Source organism: Acinetobacter sp. ACIN00229 (assembly GCF_016106645.1).
Classification (GTDB): Bacteria; Pseudomonadota; Gammaproteobacteria; order Pseudomonadales; family Moraxellaceae; genus Acinetobacter; species Acinetobacter oleivorans.
In genome coordinates, this window is sequence record NZ_JADWOM010000007.1 from 160,955 (window position 1) to 186,494 (window position 25,540).

Consider the following 25,540-nt stretch of genomic DNA (forward strand, 5'->3'; position numbering starts at 1 on the left):
TGAGTGATAATACTTTTTTTAAAACTATTGGTAAAAAATGTAAGTGCTTATTCAAAAGCACTTACATCGCCAATACCACGACGGATAATTTCAGGATGTTCACCCGATAAGTCGACAATACTTGTGCTTGTTAAAGTACCGAAACCACCATCAATAAATACATCGATTCGTTTATCTAGCTGATTTTCAATATCGTAAGGATCATCTAGAGGATCTTCTTGGCCCGGTAAAATTAATGTACTCGTAAGTAGGGGCTCACCAAGTTCTTGTAATAAAGCCTGACAAATTGGATTACTTGGAATACGTAAGCCAATCGTTTTCTTCTTAGGATGCATTAACCTACGAGGAACTTCACTTGTTGCAGGTAAAATGAATGTCGTTATAGCAGGGGTATTGGCTTTCAATAAACGATATGTCGCATTATCAACTTTTGCATACGTTGCAATATCTGATAAGTCACAGCACATAATGGCATATTGATGTTTAGGTCCTAAACCGCGAATCTGCGTAATACGTTCCATGGCATTTTTATTACCGATTTGGCAGCCAATTGCGTAGGCTGCATCGGTAGGATAAACCACAACATCTCCGGCACGAATGCGTTCAACCGCTTGGCTAATAAGGCGTTGCTGTGGATTTTCAGGATGTACATGTAAATGCATCATATTTTAGAGACTCCATCACGCCAGTGTTAAAATAATTATTAGGCTTTTTAAACAACCTATGCAAGTAATTAACGTGGTTTTTTTGTCAATTAATCAAGGAGTTCACGTTTAAATTCATTTAATTGTAATGCTAGGCCTGAACGTGTACATTGGCAAATAAAACCAATAAATGCTGCTGCATCACGTGGCAACTTGGCTTCACCTGAAAAGTAACGTTGTACTTGAGCATAGACATTATCTTTAAATATTTTGCCATCTCCACCATCACCTGTCAGGTTATCAAGCGAGACTCTAAATTTTCTACCAAAAGACTGTGCAAACAACCATTCAATTGCCTGAGGCTTAATTTCGACTTGTTCAAATAGACTTTGCTGTTCTTGCGTACGGCCATCGGGAGCATACCAATATCCTAGATCCGATAATAGACGTCTTTTTTCACCAGCAATAGACCAATGACTAATTTCATGCAAGGCACTATTAAAGAAACCATGGGCGAATTGAATCTTGGCAGGTTCTATATTTGTTGCAGGGAAATATTCTGGTTCAAAATCTCCACGAACTAATGTCACATTATGGTGGGAAAACCAGTGATTAAAGTGTAAAATAAGCCAATCGACTTGCTCAGACTCCGATTTTGAGCTTGACCATGGTGAGAGTTGCACTATGTCAGGTACAAGAGTGTTCTGATGAGTTGAATGGGTGCAAACGAGTAATGAAGTGTTAACTTCAGGTTGCGGCTGCAACAGGTGCATTGCTTAATTTACCCCGAGTTCTGTCTGAAGAAGTGCAAAATTGTATCTTAATCTTTGACAGAGTACCGATGAATTTGTAGAATTGCCGCCTTAATTATGTCAGCAAATACCTTTCCGGCACAGATTGAGCCGTTTAAATGGGCTGAACAAGGCTTTACATGGTCAGGTCAACTGCCCTTGTCTCGCTTTGCTCGTATCGCTCGTGAAGCTGTTGGATCAATTGATAACCAATTGATCAACATAGACTGTAAGCTATCAATGGATGCATATCATCGCATTGTGTGGATGGATGGTCATATGGACACGATAGTTCCAATGGAGTGCCAACGTTGTTTGGAACCTGTTGAAATGCCTCTTGTCTTAGACTTTCATATTGCATTAGTGGATGATGAGTCACTGATAGAGCGCTTGGATGAGGATGCTGATTTCATCGTTTTAGGTGAAAGTGAGTCTTCGACGAAAGGCGATTATGATACGCCAGCCTCGATTAACTTGCTCGCATTACTAGAAGATGAACTGTTATTGTTGATGCCTTTATCTCCCAAGCATGATGCTTGTGAAAATAAACATCAACCTACCATTCAAAATGTTGTTGAAGAAAAACGGGATAACCCGTTTGATGTTTTGGCAGGTTTGAAGGGTAAACTTAACTCATAATTTGTGATATAATTGTGAGATAAGACAACTGAATTTGTTCTGATCCATTTTTTCGATCTTTGTAAGGAGCCATCATGGCCGTTCAGCAAAACCGTAAAAGTCGCTCTCGCCGTGACATGCGCCGTTCACATGACGCTTTAACCGAGAATGCATTAACAGTAGACCAAGCAACTGGTGAAACTCATCGTCGTCACCACGTGACTAAAGACGGTTTCTACCGTGGTCGTCAATTATTCGCTAAAGCAGCTGATGCTGAATAATTGTATGATATGCATTAAGCGTGATGCTTAAGTATAGAAAAAATGGGAGCGAAAGCTCCCTTTTTTTGTTGTTTTTCGCAATTATAAAAATATAAATAACATGTTAAATTTCCGCTCCAGAAATGAGTGAAAACCCAAAAAAGGATTTCTTATGTCTGCTAAACGTCTTGAACAAGTAGCTTTAGCCACAAAAACTGCGTTTGTGTTTCCTGGTCAAGGTTCACAAAAAGTCGGTATGCTTGCTGAACTAGCAGAACAGTTTAGTGGGGTTGGGCAAACCTTTGCGGAAGCTTCAGATGCACTTGGATTTGATCTGTGGCATATTGCGCAAAGTGGTGAAGGTCTCAACCAAACAGAAAATACCCAACCTGTATTATTAACTGCCAGTATCGCTTTATGGCGTGTATGGCTTGATTTAGGTGGTCTGGCACCTAAGTACCTTGCAGGACATTCTCTAGGTGAATACAGCGCTTTGGTTGCTGCAGGATCTATGAGCTTGGCAGATGCAGTGAAACTCGTGAATTTGCGTGGCAAACTCATGCAAAATGCTGTTCCTCAAGGGGAAGGTGCTATGGCTGCAATCCTTGGTTTGGCTGATGAAAAAGTGGTTGAACTTTGCCAAATCGTGAATGCAGAAGGTCAAGGCTCAGTAGAAGCTGCAAACTATAATTCACAAGGCCAAGTCGTAATTGCCGGAAGTACAGCATCTGTACAACAAGTAATGGCTTTGGCAAAAGAGCAGTCTGCTAAGGCAATTGCTTTACCTGTGTCAGTTCCTTCGCATTGTTCATTGATGAAGCCTGCTGCTGAAAAATTTGCAGAAGCTTTGGAACAAACTGCCATTGAGCTGCCTACCATACCTGTAATACAAAATGTCAACGCGGGAATAGCTACCGATGTTGCTCAATTGCGTCAGGCGTTGACTGCTCAATTGTACCAATCTGTACAATGGACAGACACGATGCAGTTCTTACAAGACCAAGGTATTCACTACGTTGTTGAGTGTGGCCCTGGTACAGTATTGAGTAATCTCGCGAAGCGTTTACCAAATATAGAAAAAGCTTTTGCGATTGATAGCAAGAGTAAAATGGAAGATGCCCTAAATGCTGTTTTAGTGGCAGAAGGAAAAATTGCATGACACAAGAACGCAAAGTTGCATTAGTAACGGGCGCGAGTCGGGGCATTGGCGCTGCAATTGCCCAGCAACTTATTCAAGACGGTTATTTTGTTGTAGGTACTGCGACATCTGAATCTGGTGCACAAAAGTTAAGTGAAAGCTTTGGTGAGCAAGGTGCAGGTTTAGCTCTCGATGTGCGTAATCTCGATGAGATTGAAGCAGTCGTTTCTCATATTGAACAGAACTATGGCCCTGTGCTTGTTTTGGTTAATAATGCGGGTATCACGAAAGACAATCTATTGCTACGCATGTCAGAAGATGATTGGGATGACATTCTCAACATTCATCTTAAAGCTGTATATCGTTTATCTAAACGTGTGCTTAAAGGTATGACAAAAGCACGCTTTGGCCGCATTATTAATATTAGTTCTGTTGTTGCGCACTTTGCAAACCCAGGCCAAGCGAACTACTCTGCTGCAAAAGCAGGTATTGAAGCGTTTAGCCGTAGTCTTGCAAAAGAGATGGGTAGCCGCCAAATCACTGTGAACAGTGTGGCACCAGGCTTCATTGCAACAGAAATGACAGATGCACTTAGTGAAGAAATTCGCAAAAAAATGAGTGATCAAGTGGCTTTAAATCGCTTAGGTGAGCCACAAGATATCGCAAATGCGGTGAGTTTCCTTGCAAGTGATAAAGCAGGTTACATTACCGGTACGGTATTACATGTAAATGGTGGTTTATACATGGCCTAGGGCTGATGTATAACTTTTAAAAATTTTTATATTCAATTAAACTAGTGGCAAATCAAACGCCACGAGCAATGAGGAGAATTCCTGTGAGCGATATCGAACTACGCGTTAAGCAAGCAGTTGCAGAACAACTTGGTCTTAAAGCTGAAGAAATTAAAAACGAAGCATCTTTTATGGATGACTTAGGTGCTGACTCTTTAGATTTAGTTGAACTTGTAATGTCTTTCGAAAACGACTTCGACATCACTATCCCTGATGAAGATTCAAACGAAATCACTACAGTTCAATCTGCAATTGACTATGTAACTAAAAAACTTGGTTAATTCGCATATTGCTGAATAAAAAGAAGGCCACCGTAAGGTGGCTTTTTTTTATTGGAGAAAAAATTTAAGAGATACATATTTTTACAAGATCAACCTCAATTGATAGCAGAGGCATAACTTTTTTGAAGTATAACAATAAAGGTCAGTTTAATGACTTTACTATAAACAATAATATGAGGACTAAAAGATGGGTCTTTTTGATTTTGTAAAAGGTATTGGTAAGAAAAATACCGCTCCTGCAGAACCACAACCGGCTCCGGCAACACCAGCAGAACCTTCTGCACAAGAAGTTGCAAATAAATTATTAGGTTTAATTAAAAGTTTAGGCTTAGGGGTAGAGGGCTTATCTGTAACCTATAATGGTGCTACAGATACTGCAATTATTAAAGGGCAGGTAAAAAGCCAAGCAGATAAAGAAAAAATTATTCTTATTGTTGGAAACATTGATCATGTGGCACAAGTAGATGACCAGATGACTGTTGCAACTCCTGAACCAGAAAGTAAGTTTTATACAGTGAAATCTGGTGACAATCTTTCAAAAATTGCGAAAGAATTTTACGGTGATGCAAATCAGTATCCAAAAATCTTTGAAGCAAATAAACCAATGTTAAAAGATCCAGATGAGATCTTCCCTGGACAGGTTTTACGTATTCCTCAATAATTGAGGATAAGAAAAAAGGCGCTTTTGGCGCCTTTTTTCTTTTTAGAATCTTTTTGGTATTTTTTGCCCATTCGGCACTGGAGTGTCAGCATTCTTTAAAACACCGAATAACCATGTTTCAGCATGCTGAACTGCAATTTTCAAAGAATCACCTAAAGCTAAACGACCCGCAATAAAACTAGCTAAAGAACAACCTGATCCATGATATTCTCCATCTAAGCGTGGGCAGCTACTACTCGCTGCAAGTTCATCATTAATATATAAACTATTTTTAATATGATCTGGTGTATCTTCGTGTCCACCTTTAACTAATACAGCTTTAGCACCCATTTCAAAAAGTTTTTTGGTTGCTTGGTCTAAGTCATCTGTACCAGTTAATGCACGTAATTCGACTGTGTTGGGAGTAATAATAGTGGCTAGGGGAATAAGCTCAACAAATGCTTTAACAAGAGTCGCTTGATCACCTAAAGAGCCACCACTGTTTGCCACTAAAACTGGATCAAGTACATATTGATAGTCAGGGTGTGCGCGAAGAAATTCAGCTAGAGCAGCAATATTATCTGTAGTGCCAAGCATGCCTGACTTAACGCATTTAATTGGTAAATCACCAACAACGGCATTGGCTTGAGCTAATAAGAGTTCTTTTGAGGTTGCTTCGAAGCCAAATACTTGTTGTGAGTTCTGAATGGTAAGCGCTGTACATGCAATTGCTGCATGAGCACCACTTTGTCCAATTGCTTCAATATCAGCTTGTAAACCTGCACCACCTGAAGGGTCTAAACCCGAGAAACAAAGTACGGTTGGACGCACGGTTATTTCCTTTTCAATTTAAATTTACGTTAGTATAAGAGAGTTTGATTAAACTCTCGACCAATTGAATTAAATACTTTACTGGGTTAGTGATTGAATGGCTATAAAACATATTTTGATTGATTTAGATGGAACCCTAACAGACCCAAAGGTTGGTATCCATACTTCAATTCGCTATGCAATGGAAAAACTAGGCTATCCATTGGCTGCCGATTTAAATATTGACTGGACCATTGGCCCCCCCTTAAAACCTTCACTCGCAAAATTGTTGGCTACTCAAGATGATGCGTTAGCTGAACAAGCTCTATTTGCTTATCGCGAGCGTTTCTCGGTGATTGGTTTATTTGAAAATGAAGTATATCCTTCTGTTGTACAGACACTTAAAGCGTTAAAAAAGGAAGGGTATCGTTTATTTGTTGCCACTGCTAAACCAACGATTTATGCAAAACGTATCTTGGATCATTTTGAGTTAAGCCAATATTTTGTAGATATTTATGGCAGTGAATTGACAGGTGAGCGCACCAATAAAGCTGAACTCATTCATTATATTCTTGAGCATGAGCAACTAAACCCAGAAGAATGCTTAATGGTAGGTGACCGTCAATATGATGTTTTAGGTGCACGTCATAATGGTATTGAGGCAGTCGCTGTGACTTATGGTTATGGAACAGCAGAGGAACTTGCTCAAGCACAGCCAAAAGCAATGATTAATCAATTCTCTGAACTCTTGGACTATGTTGAAGAAGTGGCAGCACAAAAGAAAGTTTCTTAAATATAAGTAAGATTTAATTTAAAGGTTTGGCTTTGATATAAAGCCAAACCTTTTTTTATTTAAACACCGTGTTGTTGACGGTATTGAACAAGTTCTTCAATTGTAATCACAGTTAAGTGATGAGTTTGGGCATATGCTAAAACTTGAATACCTGATGCCATAGTGCCATCTGGGTTAGTCAATTCACATAACACACCAGCAGGTTTTAAACCGGCTAATCTTGCGAGATCAATTGTTCCTTCAGTATGACCACGTCGAGTAAGCACTCCACCATTACGAGCACGTAATGGAAAAACGTGACCTGGACGATTAAGATCGCTTGGGACAGCACCATCTTTAATTGCAGTTTGAATGGTAGTAACACGGTCTTTAGCAGAAACACCTGTAGTAACACCTTGAGCAGCTTCAATGGTCACTGTAAATGCAGTATGAAACTGGCTCGAGTTTTGAGAAACCATTGGTGGTAGTTCTAGATGATCTGCTAGCTCTTCTGTAAGGCATAAACATACGATACCCGAGCCATCACGAATCATGCGTGCCATTGTTTCTACCGTTAACGTTTCGGCTGCAACAATGAGATCAGCTTCATTTTCGCGATCAAAGTCATCCATAACCAAGATAGGTTTACCTTTACGGATATCTTCTAATGCTTGTTGAATGCGCTGCTCAGCAGGAGAGAGGGCTGAGAAAAAAAGTTCTGGTTGAATTAAGCTAGACATAATGAAACGCTCTCGTAAAAATACGGTTGAACATTTCAGGACTGATGTAAAAACAGGCTGGCACTGAAATAAAACGGATTTATCCCAGTTCGTCGTCTTCTTTCATCCGGACTATACCGTCGGCTTTGGAGTTTCACCAAATCTGCTCAAATTACACAATTTAAGCTCGTGGGCTTGTTAATCTAATCATAAAAATTAACTTTACCACCGGTGGGGAATTACACCCCGCCCTGAAGCGATGGGTTTTATTATAGCGCGCTTGGCAAAATTGGCTAGATGCTTTTGTAGAATGCTAAGTCTCATTATGAATAAGTATTTTCATAAACAGAATTAGGCTTTTTAACACGAGCTTACTTGTTGATATGAAAATGGAATGCTATGTTTTTTATAGAAAATTATAAATAAAATAGGTGTTTCATGCAGATAAGAGACGATTATCCTCTAACAAATAGCTCATTTATTCAGCATCTCCATATTTTCAGTTATGTATTTATGGCGGTAAGTATTCTTTATTTAATTGCTGCTAACTGGTTGATGCTTCCAGATAGCATTCAACTCGCTATCCCGCCCCTTATATTACTTGTGACAGCATGGTTCAGTGTAAAAGATACCTTAACTGAAGGTGTTAGGCAGACCTTACACAGTATTTGTGGCTTGATGATAGGCTTAAGCTCGGCCGTTATCGGACAGGTTTATCAAACTGGTGCAGATAGTTATTTGCTTTTTTTAATTTGGACATTGCTTTTACTACCGTGGCTATATCGACCGAATATTGGAATTTTTGGTCTAATTTGTATAACCAGCCAGCTCACACTTTTTTTATTTTTTAAACAGACTTTTTGGTCAGAAAAGTTTCCATATTTATATCTGTTCGCTCTAAATTTATTAAGCCTGGTCGAGTTTGGGGTGTGTATAAAGAAGTATCGTGCTTTAAGATTTGTTTTTATCGCTTGGTTTGCAGTTATTTCAATCATTGGAATGATCCAATATTTATCGAATGAAAATATTACTTATCTGATCTCGGCTTTCTTTTCAGGACTCATCGCTTTTTATTATTTCTTCAAAAAAGATGATCAGTTATGTGCCAGTTTGATGGCTGCTGTTCTTGGTGTGACTGCAACAATATGGCTTGTAGATGGGATTAATAACTTATTTAAAGATTCTAATGAATTTATCTTTTTATTGATTGCGGGCATTATTTTTATTTGGTTTGCACTGATTAGTTATCTTTTAATAAAAATTTTTCGTCAAAGCCGCTTTTATGTCATTCCATTGGCAATTGGTGCTTGGCTTGCAGGTCTAGCACTTGCAGCTTTTACACTGGTGTTTTGGGAGGCCATTTCTTTAGTTATTGGAATTATTTTTGTTGGACTAGCTTTTATTCTTTTAAAGAAATCACAAAGCTATTTCTTTCGACAATTTGCTTATTGTTTATTTATCAGTGGACAGACTGCTTTCTTATTTCATCTTGGTTCCGAAACAGATCAAATTCTATGGGTTTTAATTGCGCAGATTTTTATTCTATGTATCAGTTATTTCCTTAAACCGCATTGGTTCTTCATTTTAATTCAATTGCTTGCTACATATGGCATCGCTTTTATCTACTTGCTGCAATTAGACCATTCATTGTGGTCAATACATTCTAATCAGACCTATTTAAATTTAACTTTGCTCAGTTACTTGGTTTTTAGTTTGGTGCTGTTGCCTAAGAGTGAATCAATAGCGTTATATGAGCGTAGTATTTTTTTATGTGTGCTTGTAGTAATTCTAGTAGCTTCTTTTTTTGATGCTTTTATGGGGTTAATTCCAGAGAGTTCGATAGGTCAGCAGCTATGGGTTTTGTATTTGCTACCTAGTCTATGGTTGCTATGTTTTGGTATTTTTCATTTATATAGACAACTTCATGGAGTCACTTTTTTTGCCTTTTTAATTTTTGGCATATTGCTTATTACACTTGGCTATTTTGAAATTTTTATCCTGTTCATTATTTTAACGTGGGCATTAAAAAAGAAAGATTATATAGTTTATGGAGTTAGCTTGGCTGTATTAGTTTTAGTGTTCTGGCAGCTCTACTACAACTTACAAATAACTTTTCTAGCCAAGAGTGCTTCAATTTTTATTTCTGGTGTTGTTCTCTTTGCTCTGTCATGGTTACTTCATCGTGAAAATAAAGATGAACTCGTTGAAGTTGAAGGAGAGAAAGAATGAAAAAGTATTTTTCTCTTATTCTTGCATTAGTCACCCTATTAATCTTTGTAGGATTAGTGGCAAAAAACGAATGGCATCTGCATCATAGTAAAAGTATATTTATTGAGCTTAGACCAGTCGACCCGCGTTCAATTTTACAAGGGGACTATATGGCACTGGCTTATAAGTTAAATTTACAATCTCTTAAAGCTCTTGCAGGAAGTGAGAGTGAGGCTCTAGATCAGGTAATTTTTAATCATTCTTCTGTTCAAGCAAAAGTTATTTTGGATTCACAAAATCGAGTAGTTCGTACAATTTTAGATACTAACAATTCATTTGCTGGGCAAAGCTTAATTTTAAAAAATCCTGAAAATCGTTTACAGGCTTTATATCCCGCTTCACGAAGTTTCTTGTTTGCTGAAGGTCTAGCTCAATGCTATCAGAAAGCAAAGTATGCTGAATTTAAGGTAAATACAAAAGGAGAGGCGATTCTGTTTGATTTGCGAGGAGAGGGGCTTCAACCATTGAATTGCAAACAGCAAAAGAACTGGTGGGAAGGAACGATTTAGGATTTATAAAATTATAAAAGCCCGTCAAAGCGGGCTTTTTTATTCTTAGAAGAAATTAAGCAACTTGAACAGGGATACAATTCGCTGTGTGGTTGACTGTATTATTTGGGTTTGCATAGACCAAACGTGGTTTATGCATGTTTGCTTCAGCTTCAGTAAAATCACCAAATGTAGCAATAATGACGAGATCACCAACGTCTGCTTGATGTGCAGCACCGCCGTTTACTGAAATAATTCCAGAGTTATCTTCACCACGAATCGCATAAGTCGTGAAGCGTTTGCCATTGGTTACATTCCAAACATGAATTTCTTCATATTCACGAATACCAGCTAAGTCCATCAATACGCCATCAATTGCACAAGAACCTTCATAGTGAAGTTCAGCATGGGTTACAACTGCACGGTGAATTTTGCATTTTAATAAACGAGATAGCATGGCTAGCGTCTCCTGAGTAGACCTAAGATGTAGATCTTATGGTGAAATCTTTAGCTTTTGCGGTTGGCAAAGTGGCTGATGCGCATTTTGCTCCTAAAAAAGCAAGATAGCAAGCATGATTGTTCAACAATTTAAGTGGGTTTATATGCATTAATTTGATTCATGGCCTGTGGAACTTGTCCTTGAACAAGTAGTTTCACTTTAGAAAGGGCATGATCAATTGCAGCATCCATCAGACTTTGTTCACTACTTGGTGCTTTTCCAAGTACGTGACCTGAAACTCTTTCTTTTGAGCCAGGATGTCCGATACCAATACGTAAACGATGAAAATTTGGACCAATATGAGGGACAATGTCACGTAAACCGTTATGACCGCCATGTCCTCCGCCTGTTTTTAAGCGAATTACACCAGGATTCATATCAAGTTCATCATGAGCAATCAAAATTGCTTCGGGAGCAATTTGATAAAATTTTGCAAATGGAACTACACTTTGTCCAGAACGGTTCATAAATGTAGTGGGTAGAAGTAGACGGACATCGTGTCCTTCTATATTACCACGTCCACTGATTCCGTGAAATTTCGGATCATTTTTTAATGTAATGCCATATTTATTAGCAAGCTGTTCAATGAACCAAAAGCCTGCATTATGGCGGGTTTGGGCATATTCTGAACCAGGATTGCCCAAACCAACAATTAGCGAAATATTTGACACTAATCTACGCCTTTCAACACTTATGCGCGTTTGAAGTCAGCGTGCATAGGAGTGTTTTTAGATGGGTGACGTTGTAACGCTTGGATTTTAACGTTTTCAACTTTGTCGCCTACTTTGATTTCTACAACTTCTTCAAAGAAAGCATTGTTTTCTAAAGCTTTTACAAGCTCACGAAGTTCTAAAGTAATAGCTACAGGCTCAGCATTGCCACCATAAATGATAGCTGGAATTAATGCTTCGTGACGAAGGCGGCGGCTCGCACCTTTCCCTTGTTTGTCTTCAGCACGCGCTTGAGCGTTTAATACGAAGTTTGCCATGAGTAAATCCTCATTAAAGTTTAAATATACTAAACTTGCGACCAGTTTAGTGATAGAAAACCCCAGCCAAGGCCAGGGTTCATAAAAGCTGCGGTATTATAAACTATCGAACATCGCACTGATAGATTCTTCGTTATTAATACGACGAATCGTTTCAGCAACCATGCTAGCAACAGAAACCTGACGGATTTTGCCCAAGGTTAATGCTTCATCAGAAAGAGGAATGGTGTCAGTGACAACCAATTCATCAATAACTGAATTACGTAAGTTTTCAATAGCCTTGCCAGAAAGTACAGGGTGAGTTGCGTATGCAACTACACGGCGTGCACCAAATTGCTTAAGCGCATCAGCTGCTTTGCACAGTGTACCGGCAGTATCAACCATGTCATCTACGATAACGCAATCACGATCTTTTACGTCACCAATTAAGTGCATAACTTGCGACTCATTGGCTTTTTGACGACGTTTGTCAATAATTGCTAAATCGATGTCACCCATCTGTTTGGCAACGGCACGAGCACGTACTACACCACCAACGTCAGGAGAAACCACCATAAGGTTGTCATGCTGTTGTTGACGTAAGTCAGCAAGCAAAGCAGGAGTACCGTAGATGTTGTCGACTGGAATATCGAAGAAACCCTGAATTTGGTCAGCATGTAAGTCAATCATTACGACACGATCAATACCAACAGTGGTAAGCATGTCTGCAACAACTTTAGCTGTAATCGGTACACGTGCAGAACGTGGACGACGGTCTTGGCGAGCATAACCAAAATAAGGGATAACAGCGGTAATACGACCAGCACTTGCACGACGCAAAGCGTCTGCCATAACCAAGATTTCCATAAGGTTATCATTGGTAGGGGCACAAGTAGGCTGAACGATAAATACGTCTTTACCACGAACATTTTCAGTAATTTCTACTGAAATTTCTCCATCAGAAAAGTGACCGACTGATGCAGCACCTAGAGGGATATGTAAGTGACTTACGACTTTTTGAGCGAACTGTGGATGAGCATTTCCACTAAAAACGACAAGATTGGGCATGAAGCACCCTTGGCGGTTGGTATGTAATTAAATAGATGGCAGGGGCGGCTGGATTCGAACCAACGGATGCCGAGATCAAAACCCGGTGCCTTACCACTTGGCGACGCCCCTAATGCGGCAGAACTTTAATATTTTTGCAATGCAATGTCAAGATTAATCAACAAAAAGCATAGCAATTAAGTCTGTCTTTAAAATAAGAGAATGGCAGGGGCGGCTGGATTCGAACCAACGGATGCCGAGATCAAAACCCGGTGCCTTACCACTTGGCGACGCCCCTAAATTCGATGATATATATGATGGCAGGGGCGGCTGGATTCGAACCAACGGATGCCGAGATCAAAACCCGGTGCCTTACCACTTGGCGACGCCCCTAATATAATCATCATTACAGGTGAGGTTGGCAGGGGCGGCTGGATTCGAACCAACGGATGCCGAGATCAAAACCCGGTGCCTTACCACTTGGCGACGCCCCTAACTTGTAACCTTAAAATGATTAAGAGGAGATTCTTTTAAACTATTTACCAAGTAAGATTTACAAGGTGAATGGTTAAGAATTTCATCAATATTCATTTCATTCGTTACTTCAATAAAAACACAAGCACCTGTACCTGTAAGCTTTGCTTGACCAAACTGGTCTAAATATCGCATTGCTTCTTCTACTTCAGGGTATAACTGCCGAGCTAATGGCTCAAAGTTATTTCCAAAATTAGAAGGTTCTAACTGATAGGCGCAAAATTTAGTGGTCTTAGAGTCTCTTGTCAATGTTTTTTGTGAAAAAAGCAATTGAGTGCTGATAAAACAATCAGGTTTTAAAATAATGAACTGTTTTTGATCTAAGTCTATGAATGATAAATGTTCACCAATACCTTCAGCCCATGCATTTTTACCATAAATAAAAATAGGAACATCGGCACCAAGCTTCACTCCATAGTCCGCAAGTTGTTCTTGATTTAGTCCACATTCCCATAATTGATTTAACACAATCAGGGTTGTGGCAGCATTGGATGAACCTCCGCCTAGACCTGCACCCATTGGAATATTTTTTTCAATTTTGATGTGTAGACCGCAGAATTTTTTTGCATGCGGTCTTAGTATTTGAGCAGCCCGATAAATCAGGTTTTCTTCAGGTCTGACTTCACTCAATCCATCAATTTCGATTTGTTCATCCAAAGTCGGCGTAAATATCATCCAGTCATATAAATCAATAAGTTGGAAAATAGTTTGTAACTCGTGATAACCATTTTCGCGTCGGCCTGTAATATGCAAAAACAGGTTGAGCTTAGCTGGAGAAGGAACTCGAATCATAGATTTATATAATTAGACTTAACGGTTTTGGATGACCATTGTAATACGGTTTTCTTTATCTTCAGCAAGAGCTTGCTTTAAAACCAGTTTGTTTGGCAAAGTTTGTTCGCCATCATAGCTAAAATTAACAGTCCAGCCATCTTCAATCAGTTGGTTTACACGATTTTCATTATCTTTACTGATCCGAGCACTTAAAGTTGCAGGTTTGGCTAAAATCCAACTCGTTAAATGAGTAATTGGTGCTTGCCAACCAGTTGCACGCTCTAAAAGCTCTTCTGGAGAGGCAGCAGTAATTAATCCAGTTTTCGCACTATTTAACTTCACTTCACCGGGTTTGCCCTGAATTTGGGTTTTTCCTACGCCTAAAATACCGCTTAATTCAATATCAAAATTATCTTGTTGTTGAACCCATGTGAAAAAAGCACTACCGGTTTGCTGTGGTGTGCGAACCCCGATTTTACCTTGTAAATTAAAGTGTTTTTCATCTTGAACTTGCTGGGTAACCGCAGGTTTTGGTTGAGTAAAATGCTGACAACCGGTTAGAAATAATACACTTGATCCACAGATCGCTGTGCACAGTTGGGCAAATTTGCTCATATATTTAACTCTTTTTTGCAGATGTAGGTAAAATTAACGCATCAAGCTGTTGTAATTGTGGATCATTGGCATGTTTTTGTTTCAGTTGTTGTAACACAGCGCTAAATTGAGTTAATGATCCTTGCATATACAATGCTTTAGCATAGCGAACGCCAATATTTATATTGTGACTAAGTTCATAAGCTTTGCCTAAAGCCTCTGCCGCGGCTTCATAATCATTCTGTAAAAATGCAATATAGCCCAGCGTATCAAGAATTGAGGCTTGTTCCGGTGCATATTCTAAAGCTTGCTCTGCATATTGACGTGCTTCTTTTAGCCGACGGTTTTGCAGGGCTAATGTATAAGCATATGCATTGAGGTAGGTTGGACTGTTAGGCTCAAGTTGTAGTAATTGTTTTAATGTTTTGTCGAGTTTATCTCTGTCAGTATACGGATCAAGTAATAAAATTTCTGCGTAAATGAGTTCCGGATCATCGGGTAAATTCTTTATCGCTTCATCTAATAAGTTTAATGCAGCTTTTTTATTGCCCATTTTCTTTAAGATTTCAGCTTGAGCTTGATATAAGAAACTCGCATGTTGGGGATAATTTACGCGTTCTTGCGTGAGGAACCGTAAAGCATCATGTAAATTTTCTTGTTTATCATATATTGCAATCAGATTGCGTCTGGAAACGACGTATAAGCTGCCATCGACTAAACGATAGTAAGCTTTTGCGGTTTCATAATGTTGTTTACGTTCTGCATTAATTGCTAAGTAGTAATAGGCTTCATTTTGATATTTTGCAGAGTTTCGTAGATCAACAAGATATTGTTCTGCTTTGTCATACTGCTTTAAATCGATACTGGTTAAGCCTGCAATAAATAATGCTTCTTCAGCTTTAGGATTAGCTTCTATAACGTTTTCGAGCTTTTCTAACGCGAGTTGAGATTGATTGATTTGTATGAGATAGCGGATTTCAGCTAAACGAATGTCTAAATTTTTCTTATATTTACGGCTGGACTTCGCATACCATTTAAGTGCACCTTCTTGATCGCTCAGAGCAATGAGCAGGTTAGCTTTCATTAAAATAAAGCTCGTCACTTTAGGACGTCGGCGTAATGCCTTGTTAATGTTGGTTAGAGCAGATTCTAATTGGCCATTTTGGGCTTCTAAGTTGGCGATGAGTGCTAAAATAGAAGGGTTATCTTTTTCAGCACTAGAGCGTAAAGCTGTTAATAGTACATCTCGATCTTGAGCATTTTCTGGAGCAATACTTGCTAAAATTTGTTCTAAATCAGCAGTCGGATCTATTTTTAAAATTTTATCTAATGTTTCAGCGGCAAGCTGGTATTCATGTGTTTTTAAGGCAATATGTGACAAATAGAATAAAGCCGGCACATCTTTTGGCTCTTGAGCTACCCAATGTGTAGCAATATTTAAAGCGGCTTGTAAGTCATTATATTCAAGAGCAACATCTAAAGCTCGTTGTTTAATTGAGGTAGAGTTGCTTTTAATTGCGAGCACTGTGTAATTGTGCAAAGCGTTAGGAATATCATCATAAGCCAGAGCAAATTCAGCGACCATAGTTTGTTCTAAGGCCTGATCAAATGAATGCACGGTATAGGTCTCTTGCACAGGACGTGCATAGACATGCGAGGACATGCTACCTAACAATAAGAATGTGGTAGAATACTGTCTTATCGAAGCACCGTTAAAATTAATACGGCTATTCATTTGACGCAATTTTTATTGATCCAAAGTAATGCTTTTTATGACACCGATGTTGCACAATAGCATAAATTTAGCGAAATGATGATCTGATATGTCTTTCTTTGCATTGGGTGTCAACCATCAAACAGCTTCTGTCGAACTCCGCGAAAAAATTGCTTTCAATGCAGAGCGATTAAGTCGTTTGCTTGCCGAACAAAACCATCACCAGAACTTAAAGGATTTGGTGGTCGTTTCGACGTGTAACCGCACAGAAGTGTATGCCATGGCAGAAAATGCCGAAAGCCTTCTGAAATGGTTAGCCGATGCCAATAATATTGATGTACAGCACTTAATTCATCATGTTTATCGTTACGAGAACACGCAGGCTATTACACATTTAATGCGAGTAGCGAGTGGTCTTGACTCTCTCATGTTAGGTGAGCCGCAAATTTTAGGGCAGGTTAAAAGTGCTTTAGCATTGTCTAAAGAAGCTCAAACGGTTTCTCCTGAATTAAACAGTGTTTTTGAATATGCTTTTTATGCTGCTAAACGTGTACGTTCCGAAACGGCGGTGGGTAGTCATGCGGTTTCGATGGGGTATGCAGTAGCGCAATTAGCTTTACAGGTCTTTAGTAAGCCCGAAAAACTTACTGTAATGGTCGTTGCAGCAGGTGAAATGAATAGTTTAGTTGCTAAACATCTGGCTGAAATGGGTGTTGCCAAAATTATTATTTGTAACCGTAGCCGTGAGCGTGCTGACCAATTGGCTCAAGAGATTTCACATCAAGTTGAAGTTGAAATTATTGATTTTTCAGCATTGGCTGAAAATTTATATCGTGCTGATGTTGTGTCTAGCTGTACTGGTAGTTTATATCAAGTTATTGCTTATCCAGATGTTAAGGCTGCATTAAAGAAACGTCGCTATCAACAAATGTTAATGGTTGATTTAGCCGTACCTCGTGATATAGATCCTAAAGTTGAAGCGCTTGATGGGGTCTATTTGTATGGTGTTGATGATTTACAAAGTGTGATTGATGAAAATCTTGCTCAACGACGTCAGGCCGCTGTTGAAGCAGAAGTCATGGTTAATCAGTTAGCTACCCAGCTTATTACTCATCAGAAAGTTAAAGAGGCTGGCAGCACAATTCATGCTTACCGCCAACATAGTGAAGAAATTAGTCAACAAGAGCTTACGCACGCATTAGAGGCTTTGCATCATGGTGAAAATGCTGAACAAGTATTACAGCAATTTGCGCATCGTTTGACGCAAAAGCTTATGCATCCGACATCTATTTTGCTACGCGAAGCTGCCAAGGCAGAAAATCCTGATTATTTAGAATGGCTACAACAGCATTTACAGGACGTCTTTGACCATGAGCGTAAGCCAAAACATTAAGACAACAGTCTTAAACTAATTTGTTTTGTTAATTCATTGAGTTGCTGTCTTAAATTTCTTGATTCAATCAGAGAAATCGGTGACTTAAGCTTTTGACGTAAATATCTTTCTTTTAAGCCTAACGCATATTCTTGAGCTAACTTGTCAGCCACTTCAGGTGCTTGAGTTAATGCCTGGATATTGGTCCTTTGCATAATATCTGCAATTTCATGGCAATAACTGCTGCATGCACCTAAAACATAATAAGTCGCTAGCTCTTGGTCATCAGGCAATTCATCAAATATACGGTTTAAAGTTGCTAATATTTTAGCTAATAACTCATCTTGGGGAATATAGGCACGTAATCCTTCAAAATGAATATAAAGGAATGGATGATGCATCAAAATTGCGACAGCAAAGTCTTCATCTTTCGTTTGAATATTAAATGATAACGATGCATCGTGACTAACTTGTGGGGTAAAACGTTTACCTAGTCCGAGTTTTTCACGGAAAGATTGATTAAGTAAATAACGGAAAGAACCCTGTTTGGGTAATAGTTCAGTTAGTTCCCTGAGTTCACCCATGACCAAGCTTTTGCCTTCAGGAGTGCTAATGTCGTGTTGACCTGTTAAATGGGCAAACACAAAATCAGACAAAAGAGGGGCCTGTTGTAATAGTTTCTGGAAATTTTCAAGCCCTTCACGACGAATAAGAGAGTCCGGATCCTGGTCATTTGGTAGAACGAAAAATTTGAGTTCACGGCCATCATTGAGAAGTGGTAAAGCAATTTCTAGCGTTCTGCGTGCTGCTTTTTGACCCGCAGCATCACCGTCAAAAGCAATGGTAATTCGGCTATTTTGTTTAAATAAAATATTAAGATGTTCTGTATTACTTGCAGTCCCTAAAGTTGCGACAGCCCCTGTAATGCCATATTGCTGAAGCGCAATGACATCCATGTAGCCTTCAACCATCAACCAGTCGCTAGACTTAAGTTTTCTGCCTTCATAAAGCCCATAAAGTAGCTGATTCTTGTGAAAGACTTCTGAGTCAGGTGAGTTGATATATTTGGGTTTGATTTCATCATTTAAGGCACGTCCACCAAAACCAACGACGCGACCTTTTGGGTCTCGAATCGGGAAAATGACACGGTCACGTAATAAGTCAAAATCACGGCCACTATCGCTTGAACGAATAAGTCCAAGTTGTTTTAAACCATCAATGTCATAAGGAAAAGCTTTTTCTAAGTGTTGCCAGTCTTCTGGTGCATAGCCCAAGCGCCAAAACTGAATAGTCTGATTAGTTAAGCCACGTTGTTTAAAGTAGTTTTTTGCCTTTTGACTATTAGGTAATTGGTGCTCATAGAACTGAGCAACATTTTCCAGTAAGTCATATAAATTACCTTCTTGAACTGGTTCATCAAAACTAAAAGGCTGCTCAAACTGAGCAAATGGATCATCAAAAAATACAGGTTCAAGCGTGTTATAGCTTTCATCAGTTGGTTGTTGTGGAGTTGGAGTTACAGGCTCCGCCGTATTTGCTTTAGCAACTGGTGGTTTCGTAACCTGACGGGTATAAGACAGCTTTTTATTTTCAGTATTATCTTTCGGTAGTTCGACTCCAGCGCTACTCGATAGCTCCTTCATGACATCTATAAAATTTCGGTTATCGATGTCCATGAGAAATCGGATCGCGTTCCCGTTAGCCTGACAACCAAAGCAGTGATAATACTGCTTGTCGCGATAGACATGGAACGATGGCGTTTTTTCTTGATGAAAAGGGCAACAGCCGGAATATGTACGTCCCGTCTTTTTCAGTTTCACACGTTGACCAATCAGATCGACAATATCTGTGCGATCTAAAATCTGATCAATCGTATGTTGTGGAATTGCCATAATTCAGATAACCGTATTAAAACTGATGAGAGAGTGAGTCAGAATATTCTGACATGATGAGGCAAGATCTACACAATAAATATTTTAATATTTTATAAAAACAAACAGGCAAGTGGTATCACTTGCCTGTTTATTGGTGCTTTTTAAAATTTGTAACTTATTGAGCAGCGTCGCTAGTACCTTGCGTTGCATCATCTGACTGAGTATCAGTTGATACACCTGTAGAGCTAACAGCTGGAGCAACAGTTGTATTTTCTGCTGGTTGTGGCTCAGGTTTATCTAATAAACCGAAGCTTAAACGATTTGTCCAACTACGTTCTGACTTTGGAGCTTCAACAGTAGTTTTTTCTGGTTCTTCAGTTTCTTCTTTATCTGAATTACCAATTAAACCAAAGCTTACGCGATTGAGGAAACCACGTTTTGGAGCTTCTGCTTCAGCTGTGCTTTCTGGAGTTGCAGCCGTAGATTCACGACCGAAAATACCCAGAGTCGCACGGTTAATCCAGTTGCCTTCTTTACGAGCAGCACGCATGTTAACTGTGCCGTCTTTTTTCACCAAGTTAGGATAATTAAGCTTTAAAACTTCAATATATTGTTGTGAAGTCGCTTTATCACCTAATTGGTTATAGCTATATGCCAAAGTCGCTAATGCTTCTGGAACTTGAGGAGTTTGTGGATAGTGTTCAATTACCCATTGCGAACGTTCGGCAGCTGCGATCCAAGCTTTACGTTTAACGTTAAAACGCGCAGCAGTCATTTCATTTTCAGCAAGTTCTTGCCCAATGAACTTCATACGCTGAGCAGCATCAACAGAGTATTGGCTACTTGGGAAACGACGAATTAAATCAACAAAGTTCTGATAAGCAACTTTTAAATAACTCACATCACGATGAGATTGTTGCAGAGATGTATAGCGCATCAAACTGTCGTAATTTTGCTCCATATTCGATACAGCACGAACATAGTAAGCATAATCTACATTTGGGTGTTGAGGATTTAAACGAATAAAACGTTCTGCTAAGGCAATCGCGCCTTCATAATCTTTTTGTTTAAATTTTGAATATAGAAGTTCAAGTTGTGCTTGTTGTGCGTATTGTCCAGTCGGATAATAAGTATCGATTGCCTCTAAAGACTTGGTCGCATCAAGATATTGACCACGGTCAAGCGACTTTTGGGCCTTTTCGAAGTAAGCTTGTTCACTAGATTGTGGGCCACTATCGACCACTTCTTTTTTACTTGGATTGCTGCTACAGCCCACAAATGCAGACGCTACACCTAAAGATAAGGCAAGCATCGTAATTTTATAACGTGGTAGCGACATAAAAACTCCTCTGTTATGTTGGGCAATGAGCTACAATTGCGCTATTAAACCACTTTTATCTCAATGATCAAATGACTTCAGCACAATCTTCAAACACAAACTTATCTGAAACCGACTTCAATTTACTTGAAGATTCTGAGGATGCAGATAACCATACTTCTGATTCAACTGCAACACGTTTATCGTTGCAAGTTCAGTTAGATGAAACCTATCTGGGACAACGTATCGATCAGGTTGCGGCCTTGGTGTGGAATGAGTTTTCACGTGAAAAGCTTAAACAATGGTTGAAGGATGGCCATCTGTTGGTGAATGGTAACATTGTCAAGCCGAAGCACCGTTGTGAAGGGACAGAGCTGCTTACACTCGAAGTTGAGCTCGAAGCACAGACCACAAGTCAACCTGAAAATATTCCACTTAATATTGTTTATGAAGATGACGACATTTTAGTCATTAATAAACCAGTAGGCATGGTAGTACATCCTGGGGCAGGCAATAGTTCTGGAACTTTAGTGAATGCCTTGCTTTATCATTTCCCAAAATTGTCGGAACTTTCTCGCGCAGGTTTAGTGCATCGTATTGATAAAGATACAAGCGGTTTGTTGGTCGTTGCCAAGAGCCTTGAAGCACAATTTTCTTTAAGTAAACAGTTGGCAAATAAATCGGTTTACCGTGTATATGACCTAGTTGTTTATGGAAATATTATTGCTGGTGGTACTATTGATGAACCGATCAAACGTCATCCTGTTGACCGTGTGAAAATGGCGATTTTACCGGGCGGGCGTGATGCTGTGACCCATTACAATGTAAAAGAACGCTTTAAAGATTTTACTCGTGTACAAGCTCGTCTTGAAACAGGCCGAACTCATCAGATTCGTGTCCATTTTAGTTATATCGGCTATGGACTTATCGGTGATCAGATTTATATGAACCGTGTACGTGTACCAGCAGGGGCATCTGAATTACTCATTGATACTTTACGTGGTTTTAAGCGCCAAGCATTGCATGCAGCTAAATTGGGCTTAAAACACCCTCGTACTGGTGAAGAAATGCTATTTGAAGCGCCGTGGCCTGAAGATTTTACGCATTTAGTAGATGTGTTACGTTCAGAAAACGCTGCATATTAAGGACGCGTATATGGAATTTGTTCAAGGTTTACCTCAAGGTGTATATGTAGGACAGACACGTGTTCAACATCCTTTAGCATTAGCAACGGATCAACATGAGCTGTCTGGCTTTAATCTGGCTTTACATGTGAATGATGAGGCAAAACGTGTTCAGCAACATCGCATGATATTACTAGATGAGTTTGCCCAGTTTGGTGTTAAAAAAATGACATGGATGACTCAAACACATAGTACGATTTGCCATACAGTAAATGAACAAATTCCTTTTAAAGCTTTAATTGGTGATGGTTTGGTCACTCAAACCAAAGGCCATGCTTTAATGATGATGACTGCTGATTGCTTACCTGTCGTGTTAGGTAACGCCGAAGGTACCGAAGTCGCAAACTTACATGCGGGTTGGCGTGGTTTAGCTGGTGGGATTGTTGAAAACACGATTGCTGCTATGCAGGACCCTCCAGCTTGGGCATGGTTAGGAGCTGCGATTAGCCAACCTTGTTTTGAAATTGGGGCTGAAGTAAAGGCTGCTTTTTGTGACAAATATCCTGAGTTGGAAACAGCTTTTGTTGCGGGCGCAGCTCCAAATAAATTTCATGCAGATTTATATGCAATTGCACGTTTTATTTTGCAGAGTCTAGGTGTGAAGCAGGTTTTAGGCGGAGACCAATGTTCATATCAACAGAGCGATCAATATTTTTCTTATCGTCGTGATGCGAAGACTGGGCGTATGGCTACCTTTGTTTTTATCTAAGCTTTATAAACATCATTAAATTCACTCTCTTATTTTGTAGTCATTAAATAAAATAAGAGAGCGTCTATTTAGTTTAAAAATATTACGATTGTGAATTGTATTGAAACGCTTCTATTTCATATTTATAGATGTAGGTTTAGCAAGAGCTAATAAAATGATAAAATAGAAAAAATCGCTCAAAATTTTAATCTTATGTCTTTGCCTGAAAAACATCTCTCAATTGTTTACCACAGTCCATATGGTCATACCGCCAAGGTGGCCTCTGCTATAGCTGCTGGTGCAGAGGTGATGGGGGTGAAAGTACACTTAATGAATATTGAGCATATTGATTGGGATGCGCTTGATGCATCACAAGGCATTATTTTCGGTTCACCTACTTATATGGGAAGTATGACTGCCGATTTTAAAAAATTTATGGACAGTACTTCTAAGCGTTGGAAAGAACGTGTGTGGCAAGGCAAACTTGCGGCGGGCTTTGCAAATTCGGGTGGATTAAGTGGTGATAAACTTGCGGTATTACAACAATTAAATATTTTTGCCATGCAACATGGCATGCTTTGGTCAGGTTTACCGTTAATGACGACAGGGCATAGTGAAAAAGATTTAAACCGATTATCGAGTTGCTTAGGTTTGATGACACAGTCAGATAATGCGCCTGTTGAAATTACTCCTCCACAAGGTGATTTAGATACAGCTAAATGGTTTGGTGAATATATTGCTGGACTGCTTTATCGAATAAGTTAAAATAAGTTTTTGATTTTATTTTATTAAATATTTAGTTATTACTTTAATTACAAAAACGTTGTATTTTTTTTGTTCTTTTTTGATTATTTTTTACCAAATGGTTTATTTGGACAGTGATGTCCAAAACTTAATAAATAAAAAAATGGAATAATCATGAAAATTTTTTTAACAGCTCTTTGTCTAAGTTGGGCTACTTTAAGCTATGCCAATTTAGAACCTGCAAATCTTGTTCCACTCACTGATTCAGAACTTTCTAAAGTTGAGGCTCAGGCATTATTTTCATTTACATATACAGACCCAAAACAAGCTGATGCTTCGATGAATCAGCAAAATATTGGCTTTTACAAATTAGGTTTAGAGGCAAATCTTGAACTAAATGCCAATGTTAATAAGTTGCAATTAGGGTGTGGCGGAGTAAACGGTTTAGGTGGGTGTGATATTGATATTGATAACTTAAGTTTAAGTGGCTTAAGCGATACAAGTGAGGGTCGAGCTTCATCTTCTGCTGTTTTTAGTAATCCATTTATTGAATTTGCAATTAAAAATCCAGACAGCGCAGCTTTGAGAGAAATAAAAGGTTTCCGTCTAAGTGCGGAAAAGGTTGTGGGCCTATTGACTATGGGACTTGAAAATTCAGAAACACCAAATGGAATTAATAGTTTAAGTGGTTATTTAAAAATTAAAGATACCACTGGTTTAGCTTATACCGCTGCTCGTAATATGTCTTATCAAGATACAGGTAAGACCATTGATGGAACTGTGAATGCATGTATCGGAATTTGTATCCCTTTAGGATTTAATTCATCTGATTATAATTTGCAATTACAACAGACCACGGCACCTATTGTTATTAATGGACAAGTCATTTCTGGTTCAAGAATGAATAATGTCATGCTGAACGGGGTAGCAAATATCGATCAGCTTAACTTCACTGGAGACTTGAAAGCTTCTATTAATGCAGCACTTGGGCTATTAAATTTACAAAAAAATGTAACAGGTAGCATTACCGGATTAAGAGCTGCATTAACTGTTGATCAAAGTCTTGGATTTATTCATAAAATTGAACTAAACAATCCTTTCTCACTTTCTTTGCAAGGCCAACAAATATTTTGGCCAGGTGCAGATGCAGCAGCGGAACGTGGCTGGTGGATGGCTTTTGATGATGAAATTGATATTGGTAACGTGACGCCAAGTAAGCAAATTGAAATAACTAATGACGTTTTAAAGCAGGTGGTAGGTCCAATTAGTGGTTATTTAACTGAAAATCCAGTGAGGTGTAATCTTTTAAATTGTTTATTTGGTGAAGACCTGGTAGTTGGTGAAGTTAAATTACCCAATACGATTGTGAATTTCCCATTGAAAGATTTACAACTTAAAAATCAATCTTTTGCACCAAACTGTTACGGTAATTTAAAATTCTGCTAAATTTAAAGTGACATAAAAAAAACCTTTAAAGTTAACTTTAAAGGTTTTTTTATTACTTATGAAATATACGAGCTTTATCACGTTGCCAGTCACGGTCTTTTTCGGTTGCACGTTTGTCATGAAGCTGTTTACCCTTCACAAGTGCAATCTCTAGTTTGACTAAATGACCTTTCCAATAACACGCTAGAGGAACGCATGAGTAGCCTTTCTGGTTAACTGCACCCATTAGGTGTTCAAGCTGACGTCGGGACAGTAATAGCTTACGAGTACGTGTCGCTTCAGGTACAACATGGGTCGAAGCCGATAATAAAGGCTGAATTTGGGAGCCAAGTAAAAATGCTTCGCCATTTTTGAAAATGACATAACTTTCAGTCAAAGTCATACGCCCAGCACGTAAGGATTTTACTTCCCAACCTTGAAGTGACATGCCTGCTTCAAATTTTTCTTCGATAAAATAATCATGACGGGCACGCTTATTTTGTGCGATTGTTCCGCCATTATGTTTCTTTACTACTGTTGCTTTCGCCATAATTCAAACTTCCACAATTATGCCTATTGTGCCGTA

The 25,540-nt window shown here is 38.9% G+C and carries 28 protein-coding genes, 4 tRNA genes and 1 riboswitch; of the genes, 14 read left to right on the forward strand and 18 right to left on the reverse strand.

The annotated features are described in order from the left end of the window. Positions 1 to 47: 47 nt before the first annotated feature. Together I7H67_RS08575 and I7H67_RS08580 are read right to left on the reverse strand one after the other, a co-directional pair. Positions 48 to 665 carry an L-threonylcarbamoyladenylate synthase gene (locus I7H67_RS08575; RefSeq protein ID WP_198307591.1) on the reverse strand — a complete coding sequence of 206 codons (618 nt, stop codon included), beginning with the start codon at positions 663 to 665 and terminating at the stop codon, positions 48 to 50. Between the two features lie 89 nt (positions 666 to 754). Next, complete coding sequence (locus tag I7H67_RS08580) at positions 755 to 1,417, reverse strand: elongation factor P hydroxylase (protein ID WP_198307592.1); 663 nt, start codon at positions 1,415 to 1,417, stop codon at positions 755 to 757. Between the two features lie 96 nt (positions 1,418 to 1,513). Between I7H67_RS08580 and I7H67_RS08585 the strand changes: the two genes are divergently transcribed. The 6 genes from I7H67_RS08585 to lysM all read left to right on the forward strand — a co-directional run bounded on the left by I7H67_RS08585 (position 1,514) and on the right by lysM (position 5,184). Continuing rightward, a complete protein-coding gene (locus I7H67_RS08585; protein WP_004794216.1) occupies positions 1,514 to 2,074 on the forward strand; it encodes a YceD family protein in 561 nt (186 codons plus the stop codon). A gap of 74 nt (positions 2,075 to 2,148) precedes the next feature. Continuing rightward, entirely contained in the window at positions 2,149 to 2,334 is a 186-nt protein-coding gene (gene rpmF / locus I7H67_RS08590) for a 50S ribosomal protein L32 (protein ID WP_000290730.1), read from the forward strand. Between the two features lie 151 nt (positions 2,335 to 2,485). After that, the gene (fabD, locus tag I7H67_RS08595) at positions 2,486 to 3,472 is read left to right on the forward strand and encodes an ACP S-malonyltransferase (RefSeq protein WP_009393944.1); all 987 of its coding nucleotides are present in this window, start codon (positions 2,486 to 2,488) and stop codon (positions 3,470 to 3,472) included. After that, on the forward strand, positions 3,469 to 4,203 hold the full coding sequence (gene fabG / locus I7H67_RS08600; RefSeq protein ID WP_092709241.1) for a 3-oxoacyl-ACP reductase FabG: 735 nt from the start codon (positions 3,469 to 3,471) through the stop codon (positions 4,201 to 4,203). Before fabD ends, fabG begins: the two co-directional genes overlap by 4 nt. 83 nt (positions 4,204 to 4,286) lie before the next feature. After that, the gene (gene acpP / locus I7H67_RS08605) at positions 4,287 to 4,523 is read left to right on the forward strand and encodes an acyl carrier protein (protein ID WP_004641570.1); all 237 of its coding nucleotides are present in this window, start codon (positions 4,287 to 4,289) and stop codon (positions 4,521 to 4,523) included. Positions 4,524 to 4,710: 187 nt separating this feature from the next. Continuing rightward, a complete protein-coding gene (gene lysM / locus I7H67_RS08610; RefSeq protein ID WP_005303067.1) occupies positions 4,711 to 5,184 on the forward strand; it encodes a peptidoglycan-binding protein LysM in 474 nt (157 codons plus the stop codon). 42 nt (positions 5,185 to 5,226) lie between these two features. On the opposite strand, the gene I7H67_RS08615 is transcribed toward lysM, so the two are convergent. Continuing rightward, positions 5,227 to 5,994 carry a hydroxymethylpyrimidine/phosphomethylpyrimidine kinase gene (locus I7H67_RS08615; RefSeq protein ID WP_198307593.1) on the reverse strand — a complete coding sequence of 256 codons (768 nt, stop codon included), beginning with the start codon at positions 5,992 to 5,994 and terminating at the stop codon, positions 5,227 to 5,229. Positions 5,995 to 6,091: 97 nt separating this feature from the next. On the opposite strand from I7H67_RS08615, the gene I7H67_RS08620 reads away from it, so the two are divergent. Next, positions 6,092 to 6,766, forward strand: a complete 675-nt coding sequence (locus I7H67_RS08620; RefSeq protein ID WP_198307594.1) for an HAD-IA family hydrolase — start codon at positions 6,092 to 6,094, stop codon at positions 6,764 to 6,766. A gap of 59 nt (positions 6,767 to 6,825) precedes the next feature. On the opposite strand, the gene ribB is transcribed toward I7H67_RS08620, so the two are convergent. Next, positions 6,826 to 7,485 (reverse strand): 3,4-dihydroxy-2-butanone-4-phosphate synthase, encoded by a 660-nt coding sequence (gene ribB / locus I7H67_RS08625; protein WP_198307595.1) that lies wholly within the window; start codon positions 7,483 to 7,485, stop codon positions 6,826 to 6,828. A gap of 90 nt (positions 7,486 to 7,575) precedes the next feature. Further along, positions 7,576 to 7,726: riboswitch (FMN riboswitch) on the reverse strand. A gap of 176 nt (positions 7,727 to 7,902) precedes the next feature. On the opposite strand from ribB, the gene I7H67_RS08630 reads away from it, so the two are divergent. Together I7H67_RS08630 and I7H67_RS08635 are read left to right on the forward strand one after the other, a co-directional pair. Further along, complete coding sequence (locus I7H67_RS08630; RefSeq protein ID WP_198307596.1) at positions 7,903 to 9,693, forward strand: DUF2157 domain-containing protein; 1,791 nt, start codon at positions 7,903 to 7,905, stop codon at positions 9,691 to 9,693. After that, a complete protein-coding gene (locus I7H67_RS08635) occupies positions 9,690 to 10,241 on the forward strand; it encodes a GDYXXLXY domain-containing protein (protein WP_198307597.1) in 552 nt (183 codons plus the stop codon). Before I7H67_RS08630 ends, I7H67_RS08635 begins: the two co-directional genes overlap by 4 nt. Positions 10,242 to 10,296: 55 nt before the next feature. Here I7H67_RS08635 and panD read toward each other — a convergent pair whose 3' ends face one another. The 11 genes from panD to I7H67_RS08690 form a co-directional block, all read right to left on the reverse strand. Then, complete coding sequence (gene panD, locus I7H67_RS08640) at positions 10,297 to 10,677, reverse strand: aspartate 1-decarboxylase (protein WP_133747958.1); 381 nt, start codon at positions 10,675 to 10,677, stop codon at positions 10,297 to 10,299. A 131-nt stretch (positions 10,678 to 10,808) separates the two neighbouring features. After that, the gene (pth, locus tag I7H67_RS08645; protein ID WP_003653332.1) at positions 10,809 to 11,390 is read right to left on the reverse strand and encodes an aminoacyl-tRNA hydrolase; all 582 of its coding nucleotides are present in this window, start codon (positions 11,388 to 11,390) and stop codon (positions 10,809 to 10,811) included. 20 nt (positions 11,391 to 11,410) lie between these two features. After that, positions 11,411 to 11,707 (reverse strand): 50S ribosomal protein L25, encoded by a 297-nt coding sequence (gene rplY / locus I7H67_RS08650; RefSeq protein ID WP_004794199.1) that lies wholly within the window; start codon positions 11,705 to 11,707, stop codon positions 11,411 to 11,413. Positions 11,708 to 11,803: 96 nt separating this feature from the next. Further along, positions 11,804 to 12,754 carry a ribose-phosphate pyrophosphokinase gene (locus tag I7H67_RS08655; protein WP_005303079.1) on the reverse strand — a complete coding sequence of 317 codons (951 nt, stop codon included), beginning with the start codon at positions 12,752 to 12,754 and terminating at the stop codon, positions 11,804 to 11,806. 36 nt (positions 12,755 to 12,790) lie between these two features. After that, positions 12,791 to 12,865: transfer RNA gene (locus tag I7H67_RS08660), tRNA-Gln, on the reverse strand. A gap of 91 nt (positions 12,866 to 12,956) precedes the next feature. Continuing rightward, positions 12,957 to 13,031: transfer RNA gene (locus I7H67_RS08665), tRNA-Gln, on the reverse strand. A gap of 20 nt (positions 13,032 to 13,051) precedes the next feature. Further along, positions 13,052 to 13,126 (reverse strand) — tRNA-Gln (locus I7H67_RS08670). A 26-nt stretch (positions 13,127 to 13,152) separates the two neighbouring features. Further along, positions 13,153 to 13,227, reverse strand: a tRNA-Gln gene (locus tag I7H67_RS08675). After that, positions 13,226 to 14,059, reverse strand: a complete 834-nt coding sequence (gene ispE, locus I7H67_RS08680; RefSeq protein ID WP_198307598.1) for a 4-(cytidine 5'-diphospho)-2-C-methyl-D-erythritol kinase — start codon at positions 14,057 to 14,059, stop codon at positions 13,226 to 13,228. The genes I7H67_RS08675 and ispE overlap by 2 nt, the downstream gene beginning before the upstream one ends. Before the next feature lie 18 nt (positions 14,060 to 14,077). Further along, positions 14,078 to 14,656: a lipoprotein insertase outer membrane protein LolB gene (lolB, locus tag I7H67_RS08685; RefSeq protein ID WP_198307599.1), complete on the reverse strand. Its 579-nt coding sequence runs from the start codon at positions 14,654 to 14,656 to the stop codon at positions 14,078 to 14,080. Between the two features lie 4 nt (positions 14,657 to 14,660). Then, a complete protein-coding gene (locus I7H67_RS08690) occupies positions 14,661 to 16,370 on the reverse strand; it encodes a tetratricopeptide repeat protein (protein ID WP_198307616.1) in 1,710 nt (569 codons plus the stop codon). Positions 16,371 to 16,458: 88 nt separating this feature from the next. On the opposite strand from I7H67_RS08690, the gene hemA reads away from it, so the two are divergent. After that, positions 16,459 to 17,742: a glutamyl-tRNA reductase gene (hemA, locus tag I7H67_RS08695; protein WP_004794195.1), complete on the forward strand. Its 1,284-nt coding sequence runs from the start codon at positions 16,459 to 16,461 to the stop codon at positions 17,740 to 17,742. On the opposite strand, the gene I7H67_RS08700 is transcribed toward hemA, so the two are convergent. Then, a complete protein-coding gene (locus I7H67_RS08700) occupies positions 17,739 to 19,613 on the reverse strand; it encodes a DNA primase (protein ID WP_198307600.1) in 1,875 nt (624 codons plus the stop codon). The two genes, hemA and I7H67_RS08700, sit on opposite strands and share 4 nt — an antisense overlap. A gap of 157 nt (positions 19,614 to 19,770) precedes the next feature. After that, the gene (locus I7H67_RS08705) at positions 19,771 to 20,934 is read right to left on the reverse strand and encodes an outer membrane protein assembly factor BamD (protein WP_198307601.1); all 1,164 of its coding nucleotides are present in this window, start codon (positions 20,932 to 20,934) and stop codon (positions 19,771 to 19,773) included. Positions 20,935 to 21,005: 71 nt separating this feature from the next. Between I7H67_RS08705 and rluD the strand changes: the two genes are divergently transcribed. From rluD to I7H67_RS08725, 4 genes are all read left to right on the forward strand, one after another. After that, the gene (gene rluD / locus I7H67_RS08710) at positions 21,006 to 22,058 is read left to right on the forward strand and encodes a 23S rRNA pseudouridine(1911/1915/1917) synthase RluD (RefSeq protein ID WP_013198792.1); all 1,053 of its coding nucleotides are present in this window, start codon (positions 21,006 to 21,008) and stop codon (positions 22,056 to 22,058) included. A 10-nt stretch (positions 22,059 to 22,068) separates the two neighbouring features. Next, a complete protein-coding gene (gene pgeF, locus I7H67_RS08715; RefSeq protein ID WP_198307602.1) occupies positions 22,069 to 22,806 on the forward strand; it encodes a peptidoglycan editing factor PgeF in 738 nt (245 codons plus the stop codon). 192 nt (positions 22,807 to 22,998) lie between these two features. Then, positions 22,999 to 23,550: a flavodoxin family protein gene (locus I7H67_RS08720; RefSeq protein ID WP_174727539.1), complete on the forward strand. Its 552-nt coding sequence runs from the start codon at positions 22,999 to 23,001 to the stop codon at positions 23,548 to 23,550. Between the two features lie 153 nt (positions 23,551 to 23,703). Next, the gene (locus I7H67_RS08725) at positions 23,704 to 24,975 is read left to right on the forward strand and encodes a hypothetical protein (RefSeq protein ID WP_198307603.1); all 1,272 of its coding nucleotides are present in this window, start codon (positions 23,704 to 23,706) and stop codon (positions 24,973 to 24,975) included. Positions 24,976 to 25,027: 52 nt separating this feature from the next. On the opposite strand, the gene smpB is transcribed toward I7H67_RS08725, so the two are convergent. After that, positions 25,028 to 25,504, reverse strand: coding sequence for an SsrA-binding protein SmpB (gene smpB, locus I7H67_RS08730; protein ID WP_004641603.1), 477 nt, complete (start codon positions 25,502 to 25,504; stop codon positions 25,028 to 25,030). Positions 25,505 to 25,540: the final 36 nt, after the last annotated feature.

Coding starts and splice junctions, on each gene's coding strand:
- I7H67_RS08630 (WP_198307596.1), top strand. CDS start 7,903: ATGCAGATAAGAGACGATTATCCTCTAACAAATAGCTCATTTATTCAG.
- I7H67_RS08690 (WP_198307616.1), bottom strand. CDS start 16,370: ATGAATAGCCGTATTAATTTTAACGGTGCTTCGATAAGACAGTATTCT.
- ispE (WP_198307598.1), bottom strand. CDS start 14,059: ATGATTCGAGTTCCTTCTCCAGCTAAGCTCAACCTGTTTTTGCATATT.
- I7H67_RS08720 (WP_174727539.1), top strand. CDS start 22,999: ATGTCTTTGCCTGAAAAACATCTCTCAATTGTTTACCACAGTCCATAT.
- fabG (WP_092709241.1), top strand. CDS start 3,469: ATGACACAAGAACGCAAAGTTGCATTAGTAACGGGCGCGAGTCGGGGC.
- panD (WP_133747958.1), bottom strand. CDS start 10,677: ATGCTATCTCGTTTATTAAAATGCAAAATTCACCGTGCAGTTGTAACC.
- I7H67_RS08725 (WP_198307603.1), top strand. CDS start 23,704: ATGAAAATTTTTTTAACAGCTCTTTGTCTAAGTTGGGCTACTTTAAGC.
- I7H67_RS08620 (WP_198307594.1), top strand. CDS start 6,092: ATGGCTATAAAACATATTTTGATTGATTTAGATGGAACCCTAACAGAC.
- rplY (WP_004794199.1), bottom strand. CDS start 11,707: ATGGCAAACTTCGTATTAAACGCTCAAGCGCGTGCTGAAGACAAACAA.
- smpB (WP_004641603.1), bottom strand. CDS start 25,504: ATGGCGAAAGCAACAGTAGTAAAGAAACATAATGGCGGAACAATCGCA.
- rpmF (WP_000290730.1), top strand. CDS start 2,149: ATGGCCGTTCAGCAAAACCGTAAAAGTCGCTCTCGCCGTGACATGCGC.
- lolB (WP_198307599.1), bottom strand. CDS start 14,656: ATGAGCAAATTTGCCCAACTGTGCACAGCGATCTGTGGATCAAGTGTA.
- fabD (WP_009393944.1), top strand. CDS start 2,486: ATGTCTGCTAAACGTCTTGAACAAGTAGCTTTAGCCACAAAAACTGCG.
- I7H67_RS08700 (WP_198307600.1), bottom strand. CDS start 19,613: ATGGCAATTCCACAACATACGATTGATCAGATTTTAGATCGCACAGAT.
- I7H67_RS08585 (WP_004794216.1), top strand. CDS start 1,514: ATGTCAGCAAATACCTTTCCGGCACAGATTGAGCCGTTTAAATGGGCT.
- I7H67_RS08655 (WP_005303079.1), bottom strand. CDS start 12,754: ATGCCCAATCTTGTCGTTTTTAGTGGAAATGCTCATCCACAGTTCGCT.
- ribB (WP_198307595.1), bottom strand. CDS start 7,485: ATGTCTAGCTTAATTCAACCAGAACTTTTTTTCTCAGCCCTCTCTCCT.
- I7H67_RS08575 (WP_198307591.1), bottom strand. CDS start 665: ATGATGCATTTACATGTACATCCTGAAAATCCACAGCAACGCCTTATT.
- I7H67_RS08705 (WP_198307601.1), bottom strand. CDS start 20,934: ATGTCGCTACCACGTTATAAAATTACGATGCTTGCCTTATCTTTAGGT.
- lysM (WP_005303067.1), top strand. CDS start 4,711: ATGGGTCTTTTTGATTTTGTAAAAGGTATTGGTAAGAAAAATACCGCT.
- hemA (WP_004794195.1), top strand. CDS start 16,459: ATGTCTTTCTTTGCATTGGGTGTCAACCATCAAACAGCTTCTGTCGAA.
- I7H67_RS08580 (WP_198307592.1), bottom strand. CDS start 1,417: ATGCACCTGTTGCAGCCGCAACCTGAAGTTAACACTTCATTACTCGTT.
- rluD (WP_013198792.1), top strand. CDS start 21,006: ATGACTTCAGCACAATCTTCAAACACAAACTTATCTGAAACCGACTTC.
- pgeF (WP_198307602.1), top strand. CDS start 22,069: ATGGAATTTGTTCAAGGTTTACCTCAAGGTGTATATGTAGGACAGACA.
- I7H67_RS08635 (WP_198307597.1), top strand. CDS start 9,690: ATGAAAAAGTATTTTTCTCTTATTCTTGCATTAGTCACCCTATTAATC.